Source organism: Pedobacter sp. GQ55, assembly GCF_059758925.1.
This window is the reverse complement of record NZ_JCAXEI010000006.1, coordinates 271,849-294,232: the sequence shown is the minus strand read 5'-3', so window position 1 is coordinate 294,232 and position 22,384 is coordinate 271,849. Positions and strand designations below refer to the sequence as shown.

Below are 22,384 nucleotides of genomic sequence, written 5' to 3'. Positions count from 1 at the left end.
GCGTCTTATGCTGGCTATTTATTCGCTTTTGCCCAAGCGTCCTTTAAGGAAACAGTACGGTTAAATATCAGGTTTTCAGGAGTAGAATCTTTATCTACGCAATAATACCCTTTTCTGATAAACTGATAACGTGCATCTTTATCCGCATTTGCAAGATAAGGCTCAATATACGCTTGTTTTATAATTTCAATGCTGTTCGGATTAAGGTAGTCTTTGAAATCACCCTCTTCTGAATCCGGAGATTCGGAGGTAAACAGACGATCATACATTCTAATCTCAGCGCTTTTTGCATGTTTACTGCTAACCCAGTGGATAGTACCTTTTACATTGATACCACTGGTATCTTCCCCGCTTTTAGATTCCGGAATATAAGTGCAATATATTTCAGTCACATTGCCATTCGCATCTTTCTTGAAGTCTTCACATTTTACAATATAAGCATGTTTAAGTCTTACGGTTGCCCCTGGTGCAAGTCTGAACCATTTTTTAGCAGGTTCTTCCATAAAATCTTCTCGCTCAATCCACAATTCATTGCTGAAAGGGATTTCTCTTATTCCGCCTTTATCTTCTGCTTCAGGGTTGTTTTCTCCAATTAGTATCTCATTCTGTCCTTCCGGGTAGTTGGTAATGATTAATTTAATAGGGTCAAGCACAGCCATAACTCTGTTAGCCGTTTTATTTAAATGCTCGCGTACGCAGAATTCTAAAAGGCCTAATTCTATAAGGTTTTCTCTTTTGGCAATGCCAATTCTATCACAAAACTCTCTGATGCTTTCCGGAGTATAACCACGCCTTCTTAGTCCGCTTATTGTTGGCATGCGGGGGTCATCCCACCCACTTACCACACCCTCATTTACCAATTGAAGCAGCTTACGCTTACTCATAACCGTATATGACAGGTTTAAGCGGGCAAATTCGTATTGTTTGGATGGAAATATTTCAAGTTTCTCGATTAGCCAATCATACAATTCGCGATGTGCCACATACTCAAGTGTACAAATAGAATGTGTAATGGTTTCAATGCTGTCACTTTGCCCATGTGCAAAATCATACATTGGGTAGATGCACCATTTATTCCCTGTTCTGTGGTGTTCAGCATGTTTAATCCTGTAGATCACCGGATCCCTCATGATCATATTAGGGCTAGCCATGTCTATTTTAGCACGAAGTGTGCAGGTGCCGTCTGGAAATTCGCCGCCCTTCATTCGGGTAAAGAGATCAAGATTCTCTTCAATGCTACGGGTTCTGTATGGGCTGTCTTTACCAGCTTCCGTAGGTGTTCCTTTTAGTTCAGCAATTTCTTCTGCAGTACTGTCATCCACATAAGCCAAACCTTTTTTGATAAGGGTTACGGCAAATTCATAAAGTGAATCGAAATAATCAGAAGTATATAATTCGTTTTTCCACTCAAAGCCTAGCCATTTAATATCTGCTTGTTGACTGTCTACATATTCGGTTTTTTCAGTAACCGGGTTAGTATCATCAAACCTTAAGTTTGTGTACCCGCCATATTTCTTTGTTAGTCCAAAGTTTAAGCATATGGCTTTTGCGTGGCCTATATGCAAATATCCGTTCGGTTCTGGAGGAAAACGTGTGATTAGTGTTTCGTATTTTCCGCTATTTAAATCGTTCTCAATGATTTCTTCAATAAAGTTCAATGATCTTTCTTCACTCATAAAAACTGTAAATTTAGCGCCAAAGTTAACATAAAAGCGCTAATTTACTTACATTTACCACCTACTATTAGTATAAATTATGAGCAAAACATTAAACAGGCCAATACGGGTTTTAGTCGCAAAGGTTGGGCTCGATGGGCATGACAGAGGTGCAAAAGTTATCGCAACTTCCCTCAGGGATGCGGGTATGGAAGTGATCTATACCGGATTGCGTCAGACTCCTGAAATGGTGGTGAATACTGCATTGCAGGAAGATGTTGATGCTATTGGTATTTCCATCTTATCCGGGGCTCATATGACTGTTTTTCCAAAAATTGTAGAGATCATGAAACAAAAACAATTAACCGATGTTTTGCTGACAGGTGGAGGTATTATTCCTGAAAATGACATGAAAAAACTTAAAGAGATAGGTGTAGGAGAGTTATTTGCGCCAGGAACCACAATGGTTACCATAGTAGATTATATTAAAAATTGGGTTGCTGAAAACAGAAATTTTTAGATTATGACTTATCAGAACATTTTGCTGGAAATAACAGATAACATCCTGTATGTTACCATAAACCGTGAACATAAATTAAATGCCTTAAATAAGGAAACACTGGCCGAATTGGCTGAAGCAATTTCACTAGCAGCAAGTAATGATGAGATAAGAGGCGTTTTAATTACTGGTGCCGGAGAGAAGGCTTTTGTTGCAGGGGCGGATATTTCAGAGTTTTCTAACTACAACATTGCCGAAGGAGAAGCCCTTGCGCGAGTGGGACAGCATACGGTGTTTGATGCCATCGAGAATTGCCCTAAGCCCGTGATTGCAGCAATAAATGGATTTGCTTTAGGAGGAGGATTAGAGTTAGCAATGGCTTGTCACATGCGTATTGCTTCTGAAAATGCAAAACTTGGCTTGCCTGAGGTTAGTCTTGGTTTAATTCCCGGATATGGGGGAACGCAAAGGTTAACTCAGTTAGTAGGTAAAGGAAAGGCAATAGAGATAATTACAACAGCCGATATGATTACGGCTACTGAGGCAGAAAAAATAGGGTTAGTGAATTATGTGGTTTCGCAGAGCGAGCTTATCGCTAAAGCCGAAGAGATATTAAATAAAATAAAACTTAGAGCCCCACTAGCAATTGCTAGTGCAATAAAGGCTGTAAATGCATCGCTGTTACATGATGTTGATGGGTTTGACACCGAGATAAAGGAATTTGGGAAATGCTTTGGTACTTTGGATTTTAAAGAAGGAACAACGGCTTTTCTTGAGAAAAGAAAGCCTGTGTTTTTTGGGAAATAAAGTCCTCAATTGGCTGAGCCTCATTAGGGTTTTTAGAGATTTATTGAGGCTTTGCTGCGAAGTGAGAAAAAAAATGTATACTTTTTTTATAAAACTGTAGAAAATATTTCCCAGTTAAAAAAAACTAGTTATATTTATTTCATAAAATGCGCTCTAATTTTTTAGGTAATATGAGAAAAATATTAATTGTTGACGATGAGGTAAACATCGGTGTGCTATTATCCAAATTTTTAACCAGAAATTCATTTAGTGTATCAACAGCTACTAGTGGTGTAGCTGCAATGGACTATCTGGCTAAAGAAGCTTATGATCTTGTTTTATGTGATTACAGGCTTGATGATACAGATGGGAGAGAAATGCTGATCAAGATAAAGGAAAGCTATCCCAGTACAGGAGTTATTATTATCACAGGCTATTCGGATATTAAGCTTGCTGTAGAGCTGATTAAATTAGGAGCGTATGATTATATTACCAAGCCACTATACCCAGATGAAATTTTAAATACAATTAATAAGGCAATTGAAACTCAGATTGCATTAAATACGAATCAATCTGAAACATCTTCTGAGACGACTAAGCAAAAGGCTGCAAAACAGGCCTATAAACAGGTAGATAATTTTGTTGCCGGCCAAAGCCCTGCTTCAAAAGAGTTATTGAAGCAGATACAATTGGTTGCACCAACTTCTTATAGTGTAATTTTAACAGGCGAAAGCGGTACAGGAAAAGAGTCTGTTGCTAAAGCAATCCATTTAAACAGTCCAAGAAAAGACCGCCCGTTTGTAGCAATGGATTGCGGGTCTCTTACTAAAGAATTGGCCGGGAGCGAATTTTTCGGTCATGAAAAGGGATCATTTACCGGAGCCCTTTATACTAAAATTGGTCATTTTGAAATGGCTAATGGGGGTACGCTTTTTCTGGATGAGGTTGGAAACCTTTCTTACGATATCCAGGCTGCTTTATTGCGAACTGTTCAAGAGAGAAAGATTAAAAGAATAGGTAGCACCAAAGAGATCGATTTGGATGTAAGGATAATTGTTGCAACGAATGAAAATCTTTCCAATGCCATTCAGAAAGGGAAATTTAGAGAAGATCTTTATCATCGGTTCAATGAGTTTTCTATTGGCTTGCCGCCTTTAAGTCAAAGGGGCGAAGATATTATGGTTTTTGCGTATACGTTTTTGGATGTAGCAAATCAGGAGTTATCGAGGAATGTACAAGGATTTTCTGAAGAGGTTGTAGATTGTTTCCTGACCTACAACTGGCCAGGTAATGTAAGGGAGCTTAAAAACGTAGTGAGAAGAGCTACCCTGCTTACTGAGAGTCAGGAAATACAATTAAAGGCACTTCCGCTTGAAATCTCTACCTATGCCAAGGCATCTGCTATTGAAAGTTCAATTTCTCGTATCGAAAAACCAAGGGATTTAAAAAATGCAGCTCTGGAAGCAGAGTATGATGCTATTTTAAAAGTTTTAAGAGAAGTAAACTTTAATAAAACAAAAGCAGCAAAAATTCTAAATATCGATCGGAAAACGTTGTATAACAAAATGAGAGCGATTAATTTGGATACGTAAAGTGTTATTGGTAGTTACTGTCATCGTTATCGGGTTGTTGACCCTGGGATATTTCCTTTTTCGGAGTATGTCGGTAGTTCGTGGGCTAAGAGATGAAGTTGCAGCGCTACAAAATCAGAATAAGTATCTTTTGGAACGGGTAGAGGTTCTCAATCTTGCGGAGCGAATTACCCATCTTGGAAGCTGGGAGATTTTTGTAGAAGGCGGACAGGTTAAGTGGTCTGAAGAGCTTTATAAAGTATATGGGTTTAAAAACGATGATTTCTTGCCTGATACTCATATCAATGAACAAGTTGTAGCGCCCGAGTATAGGGAGAAGGTATCTAAAGAACTGAAATCTGCAATTGCTAATAAAACATCTTTTGCGGTTGAATATCAAATTGTACAGCCTTCGGGAGCAAGAAAGTATGTGCTTGGGCAAGGATTTTATGTCGAGGGCGAAGATAAGCTTGTTGGTACTATCCAAGATATTACCGAGTTAAAAGAAGCGGTTTTAAAGCTCAGGATAAACGAGTCTTTATTAAGAGAAGCAGAGATGGTTTCGCACAGCGGAAGCTGGGAATGGATTGATGGTAAGGAGTTTATTCTTTGGTCTGATGAGATGTATAACATCCACGGGTTTCTTCCTCATTCGGTCTTCGTTAATTTTTCATTTTATAAAGGGCTTGTTCATGAGGATGATCTTCAACTTTTTATGGATAATTTTTATAAGGCCAAAAAAGATAAAATATCTTTTAAGATAAACTATAGAATCGTGTTGCCTTCAGGAGAGATCCGGCACGTGCTAACCACTGCAGAGCATAAACGAATTGGGTTAAATGATAACTACGCTTACATTGGGAATACACAGGACGTAACCCAACTAAGAGAGGCTCAGGTACAGTTGGAAGAAAAGGTAGTTGAACTGAATCGCTCCAACCAGGATTTAGAACAATTTGCTTATGTTGCTTCGCACGATTTGCAGGAGCCCTTAAGAAAGATACAAGCTTTTGGAGACCGTTTGAAGGATAAGTATGGAGAGCAGATGAATGCGGAAGCTCAGGATTATATCAGCAGGATGAGGAGCGCCTCAGACAGAATGCGCGCATTAATTGACGATCTGCTTGCATTTTCTAAGCTTACAAGGGGCAATAAAAGCTTTTCCAAACTTAAACTTGGCGATATTGTAAGAAAAACATTAAGCGATCTTGATTTTACAATAGAGCTTAAGAAAGCCCTAATTACCATCGATTTTGAAAAGGATGAAATAGAGGGTGTTGAAAGTCAGTTAATGCAACTTTTTCAAAATTTGATAGGAAATTCTTTAAAGTTCACAAATCAAAATGAGGTTCCAGGTATTGCAATATCCTGCACCACCAAATATGGACATGAAATGAATATATCTGAGATCAACAAAAACCAGTTATATTGTGTTGTAGAAGTAAAGGACAATGGAATTGGTTTTGAAACCGAAGATGCTTTGAAAATATTTGATATTTTTCATCGCCTGCACTCAAGAGTTGACTACGAAGGAACAGGTATTGGGCTGGCTATATGTAAGAGGATAACGGATAACCATTCTGGTTTTATTTTTGCAGAAAGCAAACCTGGGGAAGGAGCTACTTTTGTAGTAACTCTTCCTAAAAAACAAAATAAATAAAAACAATCTGATAATGAAGCAGGTAAGAGTTTTATTGATTGATGATGATGAAGATGATTACATCCTCACCAGGGAAGTTTTTGATCAGATTTCGGCTTCGTATGAACTATCATGGGTGAATAGTTATGAGAAGGGAATTTACGCCATTTTAAAGAAGCAGTTTGATGTTTACCTCGTTGATTACAGGTTAGGAAAGGGAACCGGAATAGACTTACTAAATGAAGCAATTAATTCTGGCTGTGAAGAGCCGATAATCATACTTACAGGTAAAGGCGATTTGGTTATTGATGAACAAGCGATGAATATTGGCGCTGCTGATTATTTGGTTAAAGATGAGATAGACTCCTCGTCATTAGATCGAAGTATTCGGTATTCAATTAAAGAAGCAAGCGCAACAAAGGCTTTGAAAGATAGTGAACGGAAATACAGGGCTATTTTTGAACAAGCTAAAGATCCAATTCTTGTGTCTGATTACACAGGAAGAATTTACGATATCAATAGTGCAGGATTAAAGTTCCTCGATTACGAACGATCAGCCATCCTCCAGCTAAATACAAGTGCTATTTTTAACAAAGCAGAAGATGGAGAAAGATTTAGAGAATTAATGGAAAGTAACGGCTCTCTAAGCGATTTTGAATGCGAATTGATTTCAAGTAAATCAGAGGTTTGCTGTTGTAGTTTGTCTTCGTTTATTCAAACAGATATGGTGAATGTAGAAGAGGTTTATCATACCATTATTCATGATCTGAGGCATAGAAAGGACATAGAAGAAAGATCTGTTAACCTGGGTAAAATGTCAATCTCGGAACATATTGCCAAGGGATTGGGTGAAGAGATCAGAGATCCTTTAAGCACGGTCAATCTTGCATTAGATGAGCTGGCAGCTGATCCTGCAATTGCTTGTAATGAAACAATTCAGTCTTACCTGGAAATCATAAAAAGTAATTGTGATAGGGTGAATCAGTTGATGCAAAACTTCATTTCCAGTACTGAAACAAAAACCTTAAATCTTCAGCGACATAATATTTTAACGGTAATTGAGGAAGCTATTTCTGATGTGGAAGATTTAATCGTTGGGCACAATATAAAGCTAGTAACACAATTTCATCAGTCGGAGCAAAAGGTATTACTCGATAAACCTAAAATAAAAAATGCGTTAGTTAGTGTTATAAAGAATGCGGTTGACGCCATGCAGAGTTACCCTAAAATAATTCATATAACAAGCACAGCTGATAGGGGAATGTATGAAATTGCCATAGAGGATAATGGCACGGGGGTAGACCTAAAAAATCGGGAAAAGATTTTTGAACCATTTTTTACAACAAAGAAACGCGCCAGTGGATTAGGGCTTACCCACGCTCAGCGCGTATTAACTACTCACAATGGTTCCATTAAACTTAAGCAGCTTGCACAAGGGAGTTTATTCCTGATTCGCATTCCAATATATCACGAGGGAACGCTCTGGTTTTAACCTAAAGGATTATGTCAATATTTACATATAAGCAAAGAAATAATATCAATCTTGTCATTATAATCGCCTTAGGCTGTTTAATTGCATTTTCTTTACAAGGTATTTTTGGATCTATATTAAGCACACTTGTGTTGTACACCTTATTGCGACCCGCCTTTATTTATTTTGTTGACGAGAAGGGGATGAACAGACGTTTTTCGGCCATTTTATTGCTTTTCATCTCGGTAATTGTTATCATCCTCCCTTTTTATGCATTAAGCAGTATGATGATTAACAAGATTGCGGAATTGCAGAGTGATCCATCATATTTTAAGAATGTCATTTTTAAATTAAAGCACCTGATCCCAATAGATGGAGATCTTCAAAATCTCGTTGAAGAAGGAGTGAAAAAAGCAGGGGTCTGGGCCACGGAATTATTCCCTTCACTTATTACCGGAGCGTTTAACATTATTTTGGGCTTACTTTTAATGTATTTCTTACTCTACTTTATGCTCGTAGAGCGAGAAACATTTGAATCTGCTCTGGTAAAATATGCGCCCTTTAGAGAGCAAAATGCACAACGATTTGCCGAAGAAATGCGAAATACAACTTATGCAAATGTTGTAGGCCAGGGGTTTATTGCTTTGGTGCAGGGATCTCTTTTAGGGCTTGCCTTTTCTGTTTTAGGCTATACAGATCCGGTATTTTGGGGCGTAATAACGGCCTTTATATCGTTTGTGCCAATACTTGGTCCACCAGTCATTTTTGTGCCTGCAGCATTATTGCAAATTGCAGAGGGCAACAATTTTTCGGGCTGGGCAATGCTGATATTTGGATTTGTGGTGATCATTAACATCGATAATGTAATTCGTTTTATGATTGCAAAACGGATTGGAAATATTCATCCTATAACCACTGTAATTGGCGTAGTTATTGGTATACCTTTATTCGGGATACTGGGACTGGTATTTGGCCCATTATTGATATCTTATTTTGTATTATTGATAAAAATATATGAAACAAGTGCTATGGCATCTGAAAGATTGGAGAGAATTAAAACAATTTCAGAGCATGGTGAGTTATAATAATACGGAAAGCGGAAATAGAATATAAATGTTAAACATAAAATAAAATGTCATGAGTGATAATTCAAAAGTATTAATAGGGCTTTTAGCCGGTTTGGCTGCGGGTGCAGCGTTGGGATTACTTTTAGCACCTGAAAAAGGAAGTGATACCAGAGATAAATTAAGTCAATCATTAAAAGATCTTGGAGATTCTATCAGAGATAAAGCCGCAGATGAAATAAATCACCTGGCCAGTTTGAAAGATAAGGTTGTAGGTTCTGTTAAAAGCAAGCTTCGTCAATCTGAAGAGGAATTTGTTGACGATGTAGAACACGCTTAATAAAGTTTTAAACCAGCAGCATGGAGGAAAATCACGAAAATAAAGAAAAGGGCATTGAGGACTTATATGAAGATGCGAAGAGTTATTTAGATACTAGGGTTGAGTACACCCGTTTATATCTTGTAGAGAAAATCTCGAAGATATTTGCGGATTTGGTAACCAATGCCGTAGTGGCTATATGCTTTATGCTGGCTTTCTTGTTTGGTACTTTTACTTTAGCCCTATTCTTATCAGACCTACTTGGCAGCTATACAAGGGGGTTTGGTTGTGTGGCCTTAATCTATGTCTTTTTGGCACTGATCGTTTATTACACTAAAGAAAAATACATCGAGAAGGCGATAATTAACTTTACTATCAGAAATTACTTTAACAAATTGGCGGATAAGGATGAAGAAGATAAGAAAATATAATATTCGGAACCTGGAAGACCTGCACGCAACAGTAGCTAGCCTAAAGGTTGAATATAAAATGCAGGAAGATGTATTGTTTAATGATACCAAAGTATACTTCAGACAGTTTACTTTAGGAGGATTTATTAAAAAATACGCAACTCCTTCGGCTTTTCTTAAGATGGACGATAAACTGAATCTGAGTAGTAGTGTGATGTCTTATATCTTGCCTTTTATTATGAATACTACTTTGTTCAGAGGATCGGGGTTTCTTACTAAAACCCTTGTTGGACTGGCATCGAATAAAGTTGGAAAAACCTTAGATGCGGAACATTTGTCAGCTATTTTTAATTCTATTAAATCGTGGTTTACTGGTTCTAAGAAAAAGAAAGAAGGCGCGGATGTTGATTATGGCATCCCACCTGACAGTGAAACGTATTGAAAATAAAAAAGGGAGTCAAAACTCCCTTTTTTATTTGACTCTTCGCCTTCTCGACGGACGAAGAACGGTAATGACAAAGAACTAAACCGTTGTCTTTATCTTCAATTCCTTTAATTGCTTTTCATCAATTGTAGAAGGGCTATCAATCATAACATCCCTGCCGGAATTGTTTTTAGGGAAAGCAATTACATCACGGATGGTATCAAGACCAGCAAAAATAGAGCATAACCTATCGAATCCAAATGCAATACCGCCATGTGGAGGAGCGCCAAACTCAAACGCGTCCATTAAGAATCCAAATTGCTTTTGTGCTTCTTCGGCCGAAAAGCCTAAATGTTTAAACATTAAGGCTTGTAATGCCCTGTCGTGGATACGAATTGAACCACCACCTATTTCAGTTCCATTTACTACCATATCATAAGCATTTGCTCTTACTTCTCCTGGTTTAGAGTCTAGAAGATCAATGTCTTCAGGCTTGGGAGAGGTGAATGGATGGTGCATTGCATGGTATCTTTCAGTCTCTTCATCCCACTCCAACAGGGGGAAGTCAAGTACCCATAAAGCACTGAATTTATTTTTATCGCGTAAACCTAAACGATTACCCATCTCTAAACGTAGTTCGCTTAGTTGTTTGCGTACTTTGTCTTGAATGCCCGCCATAACTAACACCAAATCGCCTGGCTGGGTATTAAACGCTGCTGACCATTTCTTTAGCTCGTCTTCATTGTAAAACTTATCTACGGATGATTTTAACGAACCATCTTCATTGTGTCTTAAGTAAATCAGTCCTGTTGCGCCAATTTGGGGGCGTTTAATGAAATCTGTAAGCTCATCAACTTGTTTACGGGTATAGGTTGCGCAACCTTTTGCATTAATACCAACAACCAGTTCTGCATTGTCAAAAACAGGGAAGTCTTTGCCTTTTACAAGGTCAGTAATTTCAATAAACTGCATGTCAAAGCGAGTGTCAGGCTTATCAGAGCCATAAAAGCGCATTGCATCTGCATATTGCATCCTTGGTACTTCCGGTAAATCAAAGTCTTTAACCTCTTTGAATAAGGTACGAATCAGGCCTTCAAAAGTATTTAATATATCTTCTTGCTCAATGAAGGACATTTCACAGTCTATCTGGGTAAATTCAGGTTGCCTGTCAGCACGTAAATCCTCGTCTCTAAAACATTTCACAATTTGGAAGTATCTATCAAAGCCCGATACCATTAACAATTGTTTAAAGGTTTGCGGAGATTGAGGAAGTGCATAGAACTCACCTGCATTCATACGGCTTGGAACAACAAAGTCCCTTGCACCTTCAGGTGTAGATTTAATAAGTACAGGTGTTTCAACTTCAATAAAATCTAACCCATCTAAATAACGGCGTACCGCCTGTGCCATTTTATGGCGTAATATCATGTTATTACGAACCGGATTTCTACGCAAATCCAGGTAGCGGTATTTCATTCGTAGATCATCACCCCCGTCAGTTTCATCATCTATTAAAAAGGGAGGGAGTTTAGCCGCATTTAATATTTCCAAGGCAGTGATTTTTATCTCAACCTCGCCTGTTGGCATTTTAAGGTTTTTGTTAGAGCGTTCTACTACCAATCCGCTGGCTTTAATCACGAACTCTCTTCCTAAACCACGGGCAGCTTCACATAATTCACGATTATCATCCATATTGAAAACCAATTGGGTAATCCCGTATCTGTCACGGATATCTATGAAGGTCATGCCTCCTAAATCTCTTGATTTCTGTACCCAACCGCAAAGGATTACATTTTCTCCTAAGTTCTGAATGGTTAAAGCGCCGCAAGTAGTTGTTCTTAACATTATTAAAATTATTAAGCGGCAAAAATATTCATTTTGAACCACATATTTTAAATGCTGGCGATTTTACTTGCTATATTTAATTGATTATCTGTTTGAATTAAGAAAAAAAGTCATGATTGTGCGGGGAGAGAGGTTGAGATGGCGGGCCTCTAAAATCAAGAAAACGAATTTTTTTAAAACCACATGCAACGTTTTAAAAAAACAGTTGTCATATTAAACGAATCAGAAAAACATTGGAAACAGTATACATAGATAAACACGTAGACTTAGTTTCCGATTGCCGACAAGGTAATCGGAAAGCACAATTTGAAATTTACAAATTGTACGCTAAAGCTATGTATAATGTGGCGCTGAGGATAGTTAATCATGGGGCCGAGGCGGAAGATGTTTTACAGGAGGGGTTTTTAGATGCCTTTACAAGAATAGAAACCTTTAGAGGCGAAACTACTTTCGGATTATGGTTAAAGCAGATCATCATTAATAAATCTATTAATCAGCTGAGGAAACGAAAAGCAGAATTTATAAATATTGATGAAGTAGATGTTGCGGATACCGATGCAGAGGATGAAGAAGAGCTAGAATTTAAAGTAAATGAAATCAGAGAGGCCGTGGCCAGGCTTCCTGATGGATATAGAGTGGTGCTAACGCTGTACTTATTTGAAGGATATGACCATGAAGAAATATCACATATCCTAAAAATATCAGAAAATACATCACGTACACAGTATATGAGAGCCAAAATGAAGTTGAACGGCTTATTAGAAAAGAGAGGAGCATAAAATGAGCAAAAAGTTAGAAGAGTATATCAGGGAACATAAAAAGTCTTTTGATGTTGGAACACCATCAGATCAGTTGTGGGCTAAAATTGAAACAGCATTAGACAAAGAAAAAGTAAAAAAGCCTTTGAGGGTGCCGTTGTGGTTCGGTATAGCTGCATCCCTGATCGTGGTGATGACAATTACTTTTATATATACTTATCGTAACAAGGAAAAAGGAGTAGACATAGCGGATGTAAATCCGGGGTATGCGCAGAAAGAGCTGAAATTTGCCAGCCTTATTGAACAGAAAAAAGATAGCCTGATGGTTTACGCACAGGAAAACCCAAAGCTATATAGTGAATTTAGTGCCGATTTACAGAAACTGGGCGCCGACTATGAGAACTTAAAGAAACAGCTGGAGAGCAGCCCTAATCAGAAGTTAGTTGTGAGAGCGATGGTAAAGAATCTTGAACTCCAGCTACAGGTAATTAATCAGCAGTTATCTATTATTAACGAGGTCAGTCAGTATAAAAGGGAAAATAAAATATGAAAAATTTAACGGGAATCATTGCAGCCCTGATACTTGTATCAAGCATCACCAATGCACAATCTGTAAACATTGAAAGCGCAATAAATGGAGAAGTGGCCGTTAACGTTTCACAGAAAACTAACATTGAAGAATTAGTTGAACCTGCCGGTTTTACACAGAACGCAAGTGACGGAGATGATGATCCAATGCGGTCAAAAACGTTTAGTAAAACCTTTGCTGCCGACAATTCTGATAAAATTGTACTGAGCAACCAATATGGATCAATACTGATTAAAGTATGGGACCGAAAAGAAGTAAAAGTAGATGTTGACATTAAAGCTTACAGCAGCAATGATGCAGAAGCCCAGAAATTATTGGATAATACTACCATAGAAGCCGGAAAATCTGGAGACCAGATTGTTTTTAAAACCAAGATGGAGCAAAAGAATGGCAATTGGGGTAATGGGAGTCGAAATGGCCGAAGGTGGCGCAGAGAAGTGAAGATTAATTATGTTGTTTACATGCCTGCATCAAATGCGCTAACAATGTCGCAAAATTACGGTGATGTAAATATGGGCGACCTGAATGGGCCTCTTTATGTAAAAGTACAATACGGTAATTTTACGGCCCGGAATTTAAATAGTACCAATAACTACATTTCTGTTCAGTACGGGAAAACCAATGTTCAGGCAGTAAACAAAGCCATTGTTAAACAGCAGTATGGATCAGGATTAACCATTGGTTCGGCTACTACACTTGACATCGACGCACAATATACCGGAGTTAATGTGGCTAACATTAAAGGAAACGCAATTATTAAGCAACAATATGGTTCTGGTCTTACGGTTGGCTCTGTAGAAAACCTTGATCTTGATGTTCAATATGCTAATGTTAATGTAAATACCATTAAAGGAAATGCCAAAATCAGACAGCAATACAACAATATCAGCATTTCATCTGTGGGAAATCTGGATTTGAATGCCCAATATACAAGCGCAAGTATTGGAACTTTAAGAGGCGATGGGAAGTTTGATATGCAATACAATAAACTGAACATTGATGAAGTAACCAATGGTTGTAAATCGCTGACTGTTGATGGAGGATATCTTGGCATCTCTATTAATTTTAACAATTCCTTTAACGCAGATTTTGATGTTCATACCAGTTATGCTTCTTTTAATTACGGAGACAGGGTTTCTGCCAGAATTACTGATGGAGGAGACAGAGGGTCGACAACTAAAAACTATACCGGTAAAATAGGTAATGGAGGTGGCGCCAGAGTAAAGATCAATTCCGATTACGGGTCAGTATCATTTAAATAAAATTATAAACCAAACACTACTAAAGCTTGTTGATAATTCAGCAAGCTTTTTTTATATCTTAGCTTCAAAATATAATTTAAAAACTATGGAATTTTTGAGCAGCCCGGAAGCTTGGATATCACTACTGACCCTGACCGTTTTAGAGATCGTCTTGGGCATAGATAACATCATCTTTATTTCTATCCTGTCGGGCAAATTACCAGCTGATCAGCAAAAAAAAGGCAGACAATTGGGCTTGGCTCTTGCAATGATTACCCGGGTTCTTTTATTATTATCACTTACCTGGGTGATGACTTTAACATCCGAATTGTTTAATCTTGGGAATTTAATAGGCGTTTCTAATGCAGAATGGTTAGAGAAACTTTCGATATCCGGTCGTGATCTAATCCTTATTGTAGGGGGGCTCTTTTTAATTTATAAGAGTACTCATGAAATACATGATAAACTGGAAAGTGAAGAGGAAAAAGAAATAAAAGGGAAGGTTCACTCCTTTGCTGGTGTAATCATTCAAATCTTACTTTTGGATATTGTATTTTCTTTAGACTCTGTTATTACTGCCGTAGGGATGGCAGAACACGTTGAAATAATGATTGCTGCGGTTGTTATTGCGGTGATTATAATGATGTTCTCGGCAAGTGCGATCAGTAATTTCGTAAATAACCACCCTACTGTAAAAATGCTTGCGCTATCGTTCCTGCTGTTAATTGGCGTTTCCCTGTTAGCTGAAGGCCTGGATCAGCATATTCCTAAAGGATATATTTATTTCGCCATGGCTTTTTCAATTTTAGTAGAGATGCTGAATTTGAAAATGAAGAAAAATGCGAAAAAACCTATTGAGTTGAGAAATACCCCTCGCGAAGAGGAAACTAAAAACTAATACCATTAATGATTTCTTTTTTTGAAGCCTCCCTTGCTGAGCTTTCCATACACAGAATTGGAAATAAATCGCAAGATGAATTTTACGTGTTGTCTGAGCAGTCTGTAGCAATACAAGACAATATGTTGAGCAACCTATTGCAGCAGTATTTTCTTGGTCCGTACGAAAAGGTAAACGAGATTTATCGTTTCTTTCATCCCAACTCAGATCTGAACTTAAATGAAGTGTATCATTTTGCGTCAGAAATATTTGAAAAGGGCGAAACCTTTCACGAAAATAGTAAAGAACTTGCTAAATACCTGTACGATGTATCAGGGCATCCGAAAATAAAATCGGGGGAGCTTTACCTTGCTTATTTCGAAAATGTGCAGATAGAAGGAGAGCTTCATGATGCCATTGGGATCTTTAAATCGGAAACTAAAGAAACTTACTTAAAAGTATATCCAGAGAATAGCGGATTTGGCCTAAGCTACGAACAAGACGCAATTAACATCAATAAGCTTGATAAAGGCTGTCTTATCTTTAATACCGATAAAGAAGAAGGCTACAGAGTAGCTGTGATAGACCAAACCAACCGTAGTGCAGAGGCTGTTTACTGGAAAGATGAGTTTCTGAAATTGAAAACCAGAAATGATAATTTCAACCAGACAAACAATGTATTGGGCGTCTACAAAAACTTTGTTACCGAGAAACTGGATCAGGAATTTGATATCTCTAAGGCCGATAAAATAGATTTGTTAAACAAGTCTATGAAATATTTTAAAGAGAAAGAAAGCTTTGATATTGATGAGTTCTCAAATGAAGTTATTGGCAATTCAGAAGGGATTGAGGCCTTTAAAAACTATAAGAAAAATTACGAAGAAGAATTTGATGCACCTATTCCAGATAGTTTTGATATTTCAGGCGCTGCGGTAAAGAAACAGGCCCGTGTTTTTAAAAGTGTGCTTAAACTGGATAAGAACTTTCATATTTATATCCACGGAGATAAAGAGCTGATAGAAAAAGGTTTCGACGATGATAAATCTATGAATTACTATAAGGTTTATTTCAGAGAGGAAGAATAGTTAGCTTTGGCATTATAGTTAAAATGTTTGTCGGTAATTAATAAATAATTGTAGTTTAGTGGTAAGCCAAATATCCTAAACTATAATATGAACGTAGAACCAAAAAAGAACAGCATTTTCAAAGTAATCGGGGCGTCGTCCCTGGGTACACTAATCGAATGGTATGATTTCTACATTTTCGGTAGTCTGGCCACCATTATCGGATCACAACTTTTTCCTGCAGATGCCGGAGCTTCAGCATTAATAAATACCCTTGCAATATTTGCTGCAGGGTTTATTGTGCGCCCTTTTGGTGCTTTGGTGTTTGGTCGTTTGGGCGATCTTATTGGGCGAAAATATACTTTTCTGTTAACCCTGGTTCTCATGGGTGGATCAACCTTTCTTATTGGGCTTATCCCATCCTATTCCAGTATTGGTTATGCTGCGCCAATTTTGGTGTTGATTTTACGATTGATACAAGGCCTTGCTCTGGGGGGTGAATATGGTGGAGCAGCCACTTATGTAGCTGAACATGCCCCTGCAAATAAACGTGGTTTTTTTACCAGCTGGATTCAAACTACAGCAACCGGAGGATTATTCCTTTCATTAGGGATAATTGTATTAACTAAAAACCTGCTGGGTGCCGAAGATTTTGCTGCCTGGGGTTGGAGGGTTCCCTTCCTGTTATCCATTTTGCTGGTGGGCGTTTCCATTTACATCAGAATGAAAATGCATGAGTCGCCAATGTTTACTAAATTAAAAACAGAAGGCAATATCTCTAAGAATCCATTGAAAGAAAGCTTCAGTCATAAAGCAAACTTTAAAATGGTGCTGCTGGCTCTTTTTGGTGCAACCATGGGGCAAGGGGTTATTTGGTACACTGGTCAGTTTTATGCGCAATCGTTTATTGAAAATACGTGTAAGGTCGATTTTAACGACTCCAGATACATTCTTTTGTGGGGTATAGCCTTTGCAACGCCTTTCTTTGTAATATTCGGTTCATGGAGCGATAAGGTGGGCCGTAAGTGGATTATGCTGGCAGGGATGTTGCTGGGGATTATTTTTTACCGGCCAATATATCAGATCTTTCTAGATGATACCGATGTAACCAAGATAGAGCAGAAAGATATTAAAGAAGTTTCCAATCCTGTCGTTACAAAAACCTTGATAGAGAATACTTCAGATAGTTTAATTACCACTACATCTCAGGTTATTTTATTAAGCGGAGCGTCGTTTACAAAGATACAGGCACATACCAAATATGCTGATTTAGGCAAACCTGTAAGTATTTCGCCGGATGCTTTTAAGGATAAAAAGCTTTCTACTCCTATTTTTTGGAAATTTGTGTTCCTTATTTTCTTTCAGATTTTGCTGGTAACGATGGTATATGGCCCTATTGCCGCATTTTTAGTAGAGTTATTCCCAACCAAAATAAGATATACCTCTATGTCGCTACCCTACCATGTGGGTAATGGCGTATTTGGAGGCTTGGTGCCTTTTATTGCAACGCTTATCGCTAGTTTCTCAGGTTCTACGCCATTATCTGGCTTGTGGTATCCTATTGGAATAGCCGCATTAAGTTTTGTTATAGGCGCGATTTATTTATCGAATAAAAAGCCGGACCATGGCGAGGCAGATCATTAATCAATTAAAAGAGAAATTACGATGAACGGATTAAAAAAAGCATTAGGAATATTCTGGATCTTACTAGGTCCTGCATCTATCATATTTATGTTTATACAGGCTATTGAAAAAGTAGGCCTTGCCCCAGAAGGAGTGGCAAAAACAAACACAGCTTTACAGTGGGGTATTATCCTGTTTATTTTTATCCCCATAAGCGCAGGCCTTGTTGTTTTTGGCTACTATGCGCTAAAAGGGGAATATGATAAGCTGCCGGAAGATTAAGGCAGCGCTTTTAATGCGGTCGTCATCATCTCCTTTGGTTAACCAAAGGGGACGGGAAACGGATAACTGCAATTGGTATTTACAATACCCTTAAAAGCAAGCCTTTTAAATACTCCCCTTCTGGAAAAGAAATGCGAACGGGATGATCTTCGGGTTGACTAAACTGCTTAATGATTTGAACTTCCTTACCTGCATCTAATGCCGCCCATGCGATAATCTGTTTAAAAGTTTCAAGATCTACCGCACCAGAGCAAGAGAAAGTAGCAAGAATACCACCCCTTTCAAGCAGAAGCATACCAAGTCTGTTTAAGTCTTTATAGGCACGTGCAGCTCTGTCTAATGCAGAACGTGATGGTGCATATTTTGGTGGATCAAGGACTAAAACATCAAATTTCTTACCATCCTCTTTAAATGCACGCAGTTGTTTGTTTACGTCAGATTGGATGCTGGTTTGTTTATCCTGCGAAAGTCCGTTAAGCGTAAGATTGTGCTGGAGGGTTTCTATGGCAAGCGCAGAGCTGTCTACACTGGTTACATGAGATGCACCTTGTTTTAAGCTGTTTAATGAAAAACCACCACTGTAACAGAAACAATCTAATACCGTTTTGTCCTTAGTATATTCCGCAAGAATTAATCTGTTGTCTCGTTGATCACAATAGAAGCCTGATTTTTGTCCATCTGCAATATTGATGTGGTAAACAACTCCGTTCTCTTTTACTTCAATAAATTCAGGTGGAGCCTCTCCCCATAACAACCCTTGGGTGGCTTCCAGGTTTTCGTGTTTACGCGCTCCGGCGTCACTTTTATCAAATATTCCGGTAGGATTTAACTCTTCCCTCAAAATATCGATGATATCATCTTTCACGGTTTCGATACCCGCACTTAAAATCTGCAAGGAAAGGAAATCCGCATATTTGTCTACAATTAAGCCGGGTAAAAAATCAGCCTCGCTAAATACAAGCCTGCAGGTATTGGTGTTTTCACTTAATACATGTTTGCGTGATGCAATTGCACTTTTAAGCTTTTGCTGATACCAGGCTTTGTTTACTTCAGTGTTTTGATCCCATTCTAGCAGGCGCAATGCCACTCTGGATTGGTCGTTGTAATATGCATAAGCCAGAAACTCTTTCTCTGCCGACCATACAGATACGATCTCGCCATTTAAAGGCTTGCCTTTAACTTTATCAAGCGCACCAGAAAAAATCCAGGGGTGGCGAAGTACGGCAGCTTTTTCTTTACCTTTTTTGAGTATTACATCGATCATGGTACAAAGATAAAAAAAAGGGGGGCTAGCAACTACTTTTCTTTGCTTAATGCCATTTTTATGGCTAACGAAGCCAAAACACTTGCCATAAACCATTTCTGGATTCTTACCCAGCCCGGGCTTTTTGAAAAGAACAGCGCTACTTTTGAGGCAGTTAGTACGATGATAAAGTTAATCGTAAAGCTGATGCTTACCTGGGTAATGCCGAGTTGCAGGCTTTGTATGAATACAGAGCCATATTCCTGCTTTATAAAGTAAGGAAAAAAAGATAAATAGAATACAGCAACTTTAGGATTCAATACGGTGGTTAGTACCCCGATCTTGAACAATTTGACTGGGTTGTCATTAGCCAGGTCTTCTCTGACTTCAAAAAGACTTTTTCCGTTTGGCTTAATTGTCTGATAGGCCAGGTACGACAGATATAGTACACCCAGTGTTTTAATAGTAGTGTATACAAAAGGGACGGTAAAGAGTACCGCTGTTAGGCCTGCAGAAACCATAACAATGTGAAAGAGAAAGCCGGATATGATTCCTGCCAATGAAATTAACCCCGATCGCTGTCCCTGAGTAATGGAACGGGATATTAAATAGATCATATTTGGACCGGGGCTGATCACCAGGATCAACGCAGCCAGGGCAAAATAGGATATCTCTTTAAGCGGTATCATTGGGTAGGAATTGGTATGTTAAGGTTCTTAGGTTACAAATATATGCAGAAGAGCAGAGATATGATAGGCAGTATTGCCGAGAAGTTGTAATTTTATCGCATGGAGGAAATAACCTGGAATGATTTTGAAAAAGTAGAACTTCGGGCAGGAACGATTCTTGAAGTCTTTGATTTTCCGGAGGCGAGGAAGCCAGCTTATAAAGTAACGGTAGATTTTGGTGAGCTTGGAATCAGGATGAGTAGTGCGCAGATTACAGCACATTATACCAAAGAAGAGTTGGTGGGTAAACAAATAGTAGGAGTAGTTAATTTTCCTAAAAAACAAATAGGGAAATTTATGTCAGAGTTTTTGGTAACAGGCTTTGCTGACGAGAATGGAGATATTGTATTAACAGCCCTAAATGGTAAAGTACCTAACGGCAGTAAATTGTGTTAAATGAGTTATTATAATTTTTCAGAAGACGAGAATCCGGCCGCAGAAGATGAGCATTATATGCTTTTAGCACTTCAGGAGGCTCAAAAAGCATTTGACGCAGAAGAGATCCCAATTGGAGCAATAGTGGTATGTAAGGGCAGGATAGTAGGTCGCGGACATAATTTAACCGAACAGCTAAATGACGTAACTGCCCATGCCGAAATGCAAGCATTTACAGCAGCTTCGCAAACTCTTGGTGGTAAATATTTAAAAGATTGCACCCTGTATGTAACCGTTGAGCCTTGTGTAATGTGCGCAGGCGCAAGCTATTGGACACAGATCGGTCGCATCGTTTACGGGGCCCCTGAACCAAAAAGAGGATTTACTACCAAGGGAGCATCTTTATTGCATCCAAAAACAATTCTACAAGGAAATGTTTTGGCCCTGCAGTGTGGGAATCTGATGAAACGGTTTTTTATAAATAAAAGGGGTTAATATTGACAAATAATTGAACAAAACTTAACCTCCGAATGTTATATTTGCTCAGTTGAATTGTTTTTTGGTTGTTTCTGGTGTTTAATCCTGAACTTTTGAAACACAATTGAACCAAGATTGTTCGAAAATATTTTTTAAACTTAAATCATAAATAATATGGCTTTTGAATTACCTGCGTTACCATACGCAACAGATGCATTAGAACCGCATATCGATAAACAAACTATGGAAATTCACCATGGAAAACATCACCAAGCTTACGTTACCAACTTAAATAAAGCTTTAGAAGGCAAGCCAGAAGCTAGCCAAAGCATCGAAGAAATCGTTAAAAACATTTCTAAATTTCCTGCTGCTGTTAGAAACAATGGCGGTGGTCATTATAACCACTCTTTATTCTGGGAAGTTATTGGCCCAAATAAAGGTGGCGAGCCTAAGGGTGAATTAGCTGAAGCAATCAATGCAGCTTTTGGCTCTTTCGCTGATTTCAAAACTAAATTTGCTGAAGCAGGTGCAACCCGTTTTGGTTCAGGATGGGCTTGGTTGAGCGTTGGTGCTGATAAAAAATTAGTAGTTTCTTCTACTCCTAATCAAGATAATCCATTAATGGATATCGCTGAAGTAAAAGGTTCACCAATTCTAGGTATGGATGTTTGGGAACACGCATACTACTTAAAATATCAAAACAAACGTCCTGATTATATTGCCGCTTTCTGGAATGTAGTTAACTGGGATGCTGTTGCAGAACGTTTCAAAAAAGCATAATTTATTTAAACTTCCGTCAGACGGAGATTATATAAAAGGCCCCGATGCGAATCATAGGGGCCTTTTTTGATTTGCGTTACTTGAACAATGAACAATTTATTAAAATATATTCATTCGCTAACGGCGTTTTCCGATAAAAGCTGGGAATTGCTTCAACCTGCATTAACCAAAAAAGAGTTGAAGAAAAATGAGTTCCTGTTAGAAGAAGGACAAATCTGTAATTCACTGTTTTACATAGATGATGGCTATTGTAAAAGCTATTACGAAATTGATGGAGTTGTAAAAAACACAGGATTTTTCTTTGAAAATGACATCGCAACAAACATCAACAGTTTTGGCAAGGAGCTGAAGTCCGAATTTAATATCATCGCTTGTGAGCCGCTGACAGTTGTTGTTTTTGATAAGAATAAATTGTTTCAAGCAGCAAAACAATCAGTTGAAATAGAAACTTTGGGACGTAATTGTATCCGCTTGTTTGCCTCTAAACAGGAAGAATTTTCAAACCTATTTAAGATCTATTCGGCTCAGGAGCGGCTGGAATATATAGAAACCAAACATCCTGAAATCCTGCAAAGGGTCTCACTCTCTCAATTAGCTTCATTTCTTGGTGTTTCAAGGGAAACCTTAAGCAGAATACGTAAAAGGAGAACGCTTTCGTGATTTT

24 protein-coding genes are annotated in these 22,384 nt (G+C 38.2%); 20 read left to right on the top strand and 4 right to left on the bottom strand.

Annotated elements, in window-relative coordinates; translation table 11 throughout:
- Nucleotides 1–14: 14 nt before the first annotated feature.
- Complete coding sequence (locus AC6CH7_RS17605; RefSeq protein ID WP_498263986.1) at nt 15–1,676, bottom strand: glutamine--tRNA ligase/YqeY domain fusion protein; 1,662 nt, start codon at nt 1,674–1,676, stop codon at nt 15–17.
- A gap of 79 nt (nt 1,677–1,755) precedes the next feature.
- On the opposite strand from AC6CH7_RS17605, the gene AC6CH7_RS17600 reads away from it, so the two are divergent.
- The 9 genes from AC6CH7_RS17600 to AC6CH7_RS17560 all read left to right on the top strand — a co-directional run bounded on the left by AC6CH7_RS17600 (nt 1,756) and on the right by AC6CH7_RS17560 (nt 9,856).
- On the top strand, nt 1,756–2,175 hold the full coding sequence (locus AC6CH7_RS17600) for a cobalamin B12-binding domain-containing protein (protein ID WP_498263985.1): 420 nt from the start codon (nt 1,756–1,758) through the stop codon (nt 2,173–2,175).
- Between the two features lie 3 nt (nt 2,176–2,178).
- Nucleotides 2,179–2,961, top strand: a complete 783-nt coding sequence (locus AC6CH7_RS17595) for an enoyl-CoA hydratase/isomerase family protein (RefSeq protein WP_498263984.1) — start codon at nt 2,179–2,181, stop codon at nt 2,959–2,961.
- Between the two features lie 170 nt (nt 2,962–3,131).
- On the top strand, nt 3,132–4,532 hold the full coding sequence (locus AC6CH7_RS17590; RefSeq protein WP_498263983.1) for a sigma-54-dependent transcriptional regulator: 1,401 nt from the start codon (nt 3,132–3,134) through the stop codon (nt 4,530–4,532).
- 67 nt (nt 4,533–4,599) lie between these two features.
- Complete coding sequence (locus tag AC6CH7_RS17585; RefSeq protein ID WP_498263982.1) at nt 4,600–6,171, top strand: sensor histidine kinase; 1,572 nt, start codon at nt 4,600–4,602, stop codon at nt 6,169–6,171.
- Between the two features lie 13 nt (nt 6,172–6,184).
- Nucleotides 6,185–7,642, top strand: a complete 1,458-nt coding sequence (locus tag AC6CH7_RS17580; RefSeq protein WP_498263981.1) for a two-component system sensor histidine kinase NtrB — start codon at nt 6,185–6,187, stop codon at nt 7,640–7,642.
- An 11-nt stretch (nt 7,643–7,653) separates the two neighbouring features.
- Nucleotides 7,654–8,706, top strand: coding sequence for an AI-2E family transporter (locus AC6CH7_RS17575; protein WP_498263980.1), 1,053 nt, complete (start codon nt 7,654–7,656; stop codon nt 8,704–8,706).
- Between the two features lie 52 nt (nt 8,707–8,758).
- Entirely contained in the window at nt 8,759–9,025 is a 267-nt protein-coding gene (locus AC6CH7_RS17570) for a YtxH domain-containing protein (RefSeq protein WP_048908192.1), read from the top strand.
- A 20-nt stretch (nt 9,026–9,045) separates the two neighbouring features.
- A complete protein-coding gene (locus tag AC6CH7_RS17565) occupies nt 9,046–9,435 on the top strand; it encodes a phage holin family protein (protein WP_214227317.1) in 390 nt (129 codons plus the stop codon).
- Nucleotides 9,413–9,856 (top strand): hypothetical protein, encoded by a 444-nt coding sequence (locus tag AC6CH7_RS17560; RefSeq protein WP_498263979.1) that lies wholly within the window; start codon nt 9,413–9,415, stop codon nt 9,854–9,856. The genes AC6CH7_RS17565 and AC6CH7_RS17560 overlap by 23 nt, the downstream gene beginning before the upstream one ends.
- An 81-nt stretch (nt 9,857–9,937) precedes the next feature.
- Here the strand turns inward: AC6CH7_RS17560 and aspS are convergent, their stop codons facing one another.
- Nucleotides 9,938–11,683 carry an aspartate--tRNA ligase gene (gene aspS, locus AC6CH7_RS17555; protein WP_498263978.1) on the bottom strand — a complete coding sequence of 582 codons (1,746 nt, stop codon included), beginning with the start codon at nt 11,681–11,683 and terminating at the stop codon, nt 9,938–9,940.
- Nucleotides 11,684–11,916: 233 nt separating this feature from the next.
- Here aspS and AC6CH7_RS17550 point away from each other — a divergent pair, with 233 nt between their 5' ends.
- The 7 genes from AC6CH7_RS17550 (at nt 11,917) to AC6CH7_RS17520 (ending at nt 18,117) form a co-directional block, all read left to right on the top strand.
- Entirely contained in the window at nt 11,917–12,462 is a 546-nt protein-coding gene (locus AC6CH7_RS17550; protein ID WP_498263977.1) for an RNA polymerase sigma factor, read from the top strand.
- Nucleotide 12,463: 1 nt separating this feature from the next.
- Nucleotides 12,464–12,991, top strand: a complete 528-nt coding sequence (locus AC6CH7_RS17545; RefSeq protein ID WP_498263976.1) for a hypothetical protein — start codon at nt 12,464–12,466, stop codon at nt 12,989–12,991.
- A complete protein-coding gene (locus AC6CH7_RS17540) occupies nt 12,988–14,292 on the top strand; it encodes a hypothetical protein (protein WP_498263975.1) in 1,305 nt (434 codons plus the stop codon). The genes AC6CH7_RS17545 and AC6CH7_RS17540 overlap by 4 nt, the downstream gene beginning before the upstream one ends.
- An 85-nt stretch (nt 14,293–14,377) precedes the next feature.
- The gene (locus AC6CH7_RS17535) at nt 14,378–15,169 is read left to right on the top strand and encodes a TerC family protein (RefSeq protein WP_498263974.1); all 792 of its coding nucleotides are present in this window, start codon (nt 14,378–14,380) and stop codon (nt 15,167–15,169) included.
- Between the two features lie 8 nt (nt 15,170–15,177).
- The gene (locus AC6CH7_RS17530) at nt 15,178–16,233 is read left to right on the top strand and encodes a nucleoid-associated protein (RefSeq protein ID WP_048908199.1); all 1,056 of its coding nucleotides are present in this window, start codon (nt 15,178–15,180) and stop codon (nt 16,231–16,233) included.
- An 87-nt stretch (nt 16,234–16,320) separates the two neighbouring features.
- Nucleotides 16,321–17,856, top strand: a complete 1,536-nt coding sequence (locus tag AC6CH7_RS17525; protein WP_498263973.1) for an MFS transporter — start codon at nt 16,321–16,323, stop codon at nt 17,854–17,856.
- Between the two features lie 21 nt (nt 17,857–17,877).
- A complete protein-coding gene (locus AC6CH7_RS17520; RefSeq protein WP_048908201.1) occupies nt 17,878–18,117 on the top strand; it encodes a DUF6814 family protein in 240 nt (79 codons plus the stop codon).
- A 79-nt stretch (nt 18,118–18,196) separates the two neighbouring features.
- On the opposite strand, the gene AC6CH7_RS17515 is transcribed toward AC6CH7_RS17520, so the two are convergent.
- Nucleotides 18,197–19,381, bottom strand: a complete 1,185-nt coding sequence (locus AC6CH7_RS17515; RefSeq protein ID WP_498263972.1) for a class I SAM-dependent rRNA methyltransferase — start codon at nt 19,379–19,381, stop codon at nt 18,197–18,199.
- Nucleotides 19,382–19,413: 32 nt separating this feature from the next.
- Complete coding sequence (locus AC6CH7_RS17510) at nt 19,414–20,049, bottom strand: LysE family translocator (RefSeq protein ID WP_498263971.1); 636 nt, start codon at nt 20,047–20,049, stop codon at nt 19,414–19,416.
- A gap of 99 nt (nt 20,050–20,148) precedes the next feature.
- On the opposite strand from AC6CH7_RS17510, the gene AC6CH7_RS17505 reads away from it, so the two are divergent.
- From AC6CH7_RS17505 to AC6CH7_RS17490, 4 genes are all read left to right on the top strand, one after another.
- Complete coding sequence (locus tag AC6CH7_RS17505) at nt 20,149–20,484, top strand: tRNA-binding protein (RefSeq protein WP_498263970.1); 336 nt, start codon at nt 20,149–20,151, stop codon at nt 20,482–20,484.
- Nucleotides 20,485–20,958 carry a nucleoside deaminase gene (locus AC6CH7_RS17500; RefSeq protein ID WP_498263969.1) on the top strand — a complete coding sequence of 158 codons (474 nt, stop codon included), beginning with the start codon at nt 20,485–20,487 and terminating at the stop codon, nt 20,956–20,958.
- 156 nt (nt 20,959–21,114) lie between these two features.
- The gene (locus AC6CH7_RS17495) at nt 21,115–21,720 is read left to right on the top strand and encodes a superoxide dismutase (RefSeq protein WP_498263968.1); all 606 of its coding nucleotides are present in this window, start codon (nt 21,115–21,117) and stop codon (nt 21,718–21,720) included.
- Between the two features lie 87 nt (nt 21,721–21,807).
- Nucleotides 21,808–22,380, top strand: a complete 573-nt coding sequence (locus AC6CH7_RS17490) for a Crp/Fnr family transcriptional regulator (RefSeq protein WP_498263967.1) — start codon at nt 21,808–21,810, stop codon at nt 22,378–22,380.
- Nucleotides 22,381–22,384 lie beyond the last annotated feature (4 nt).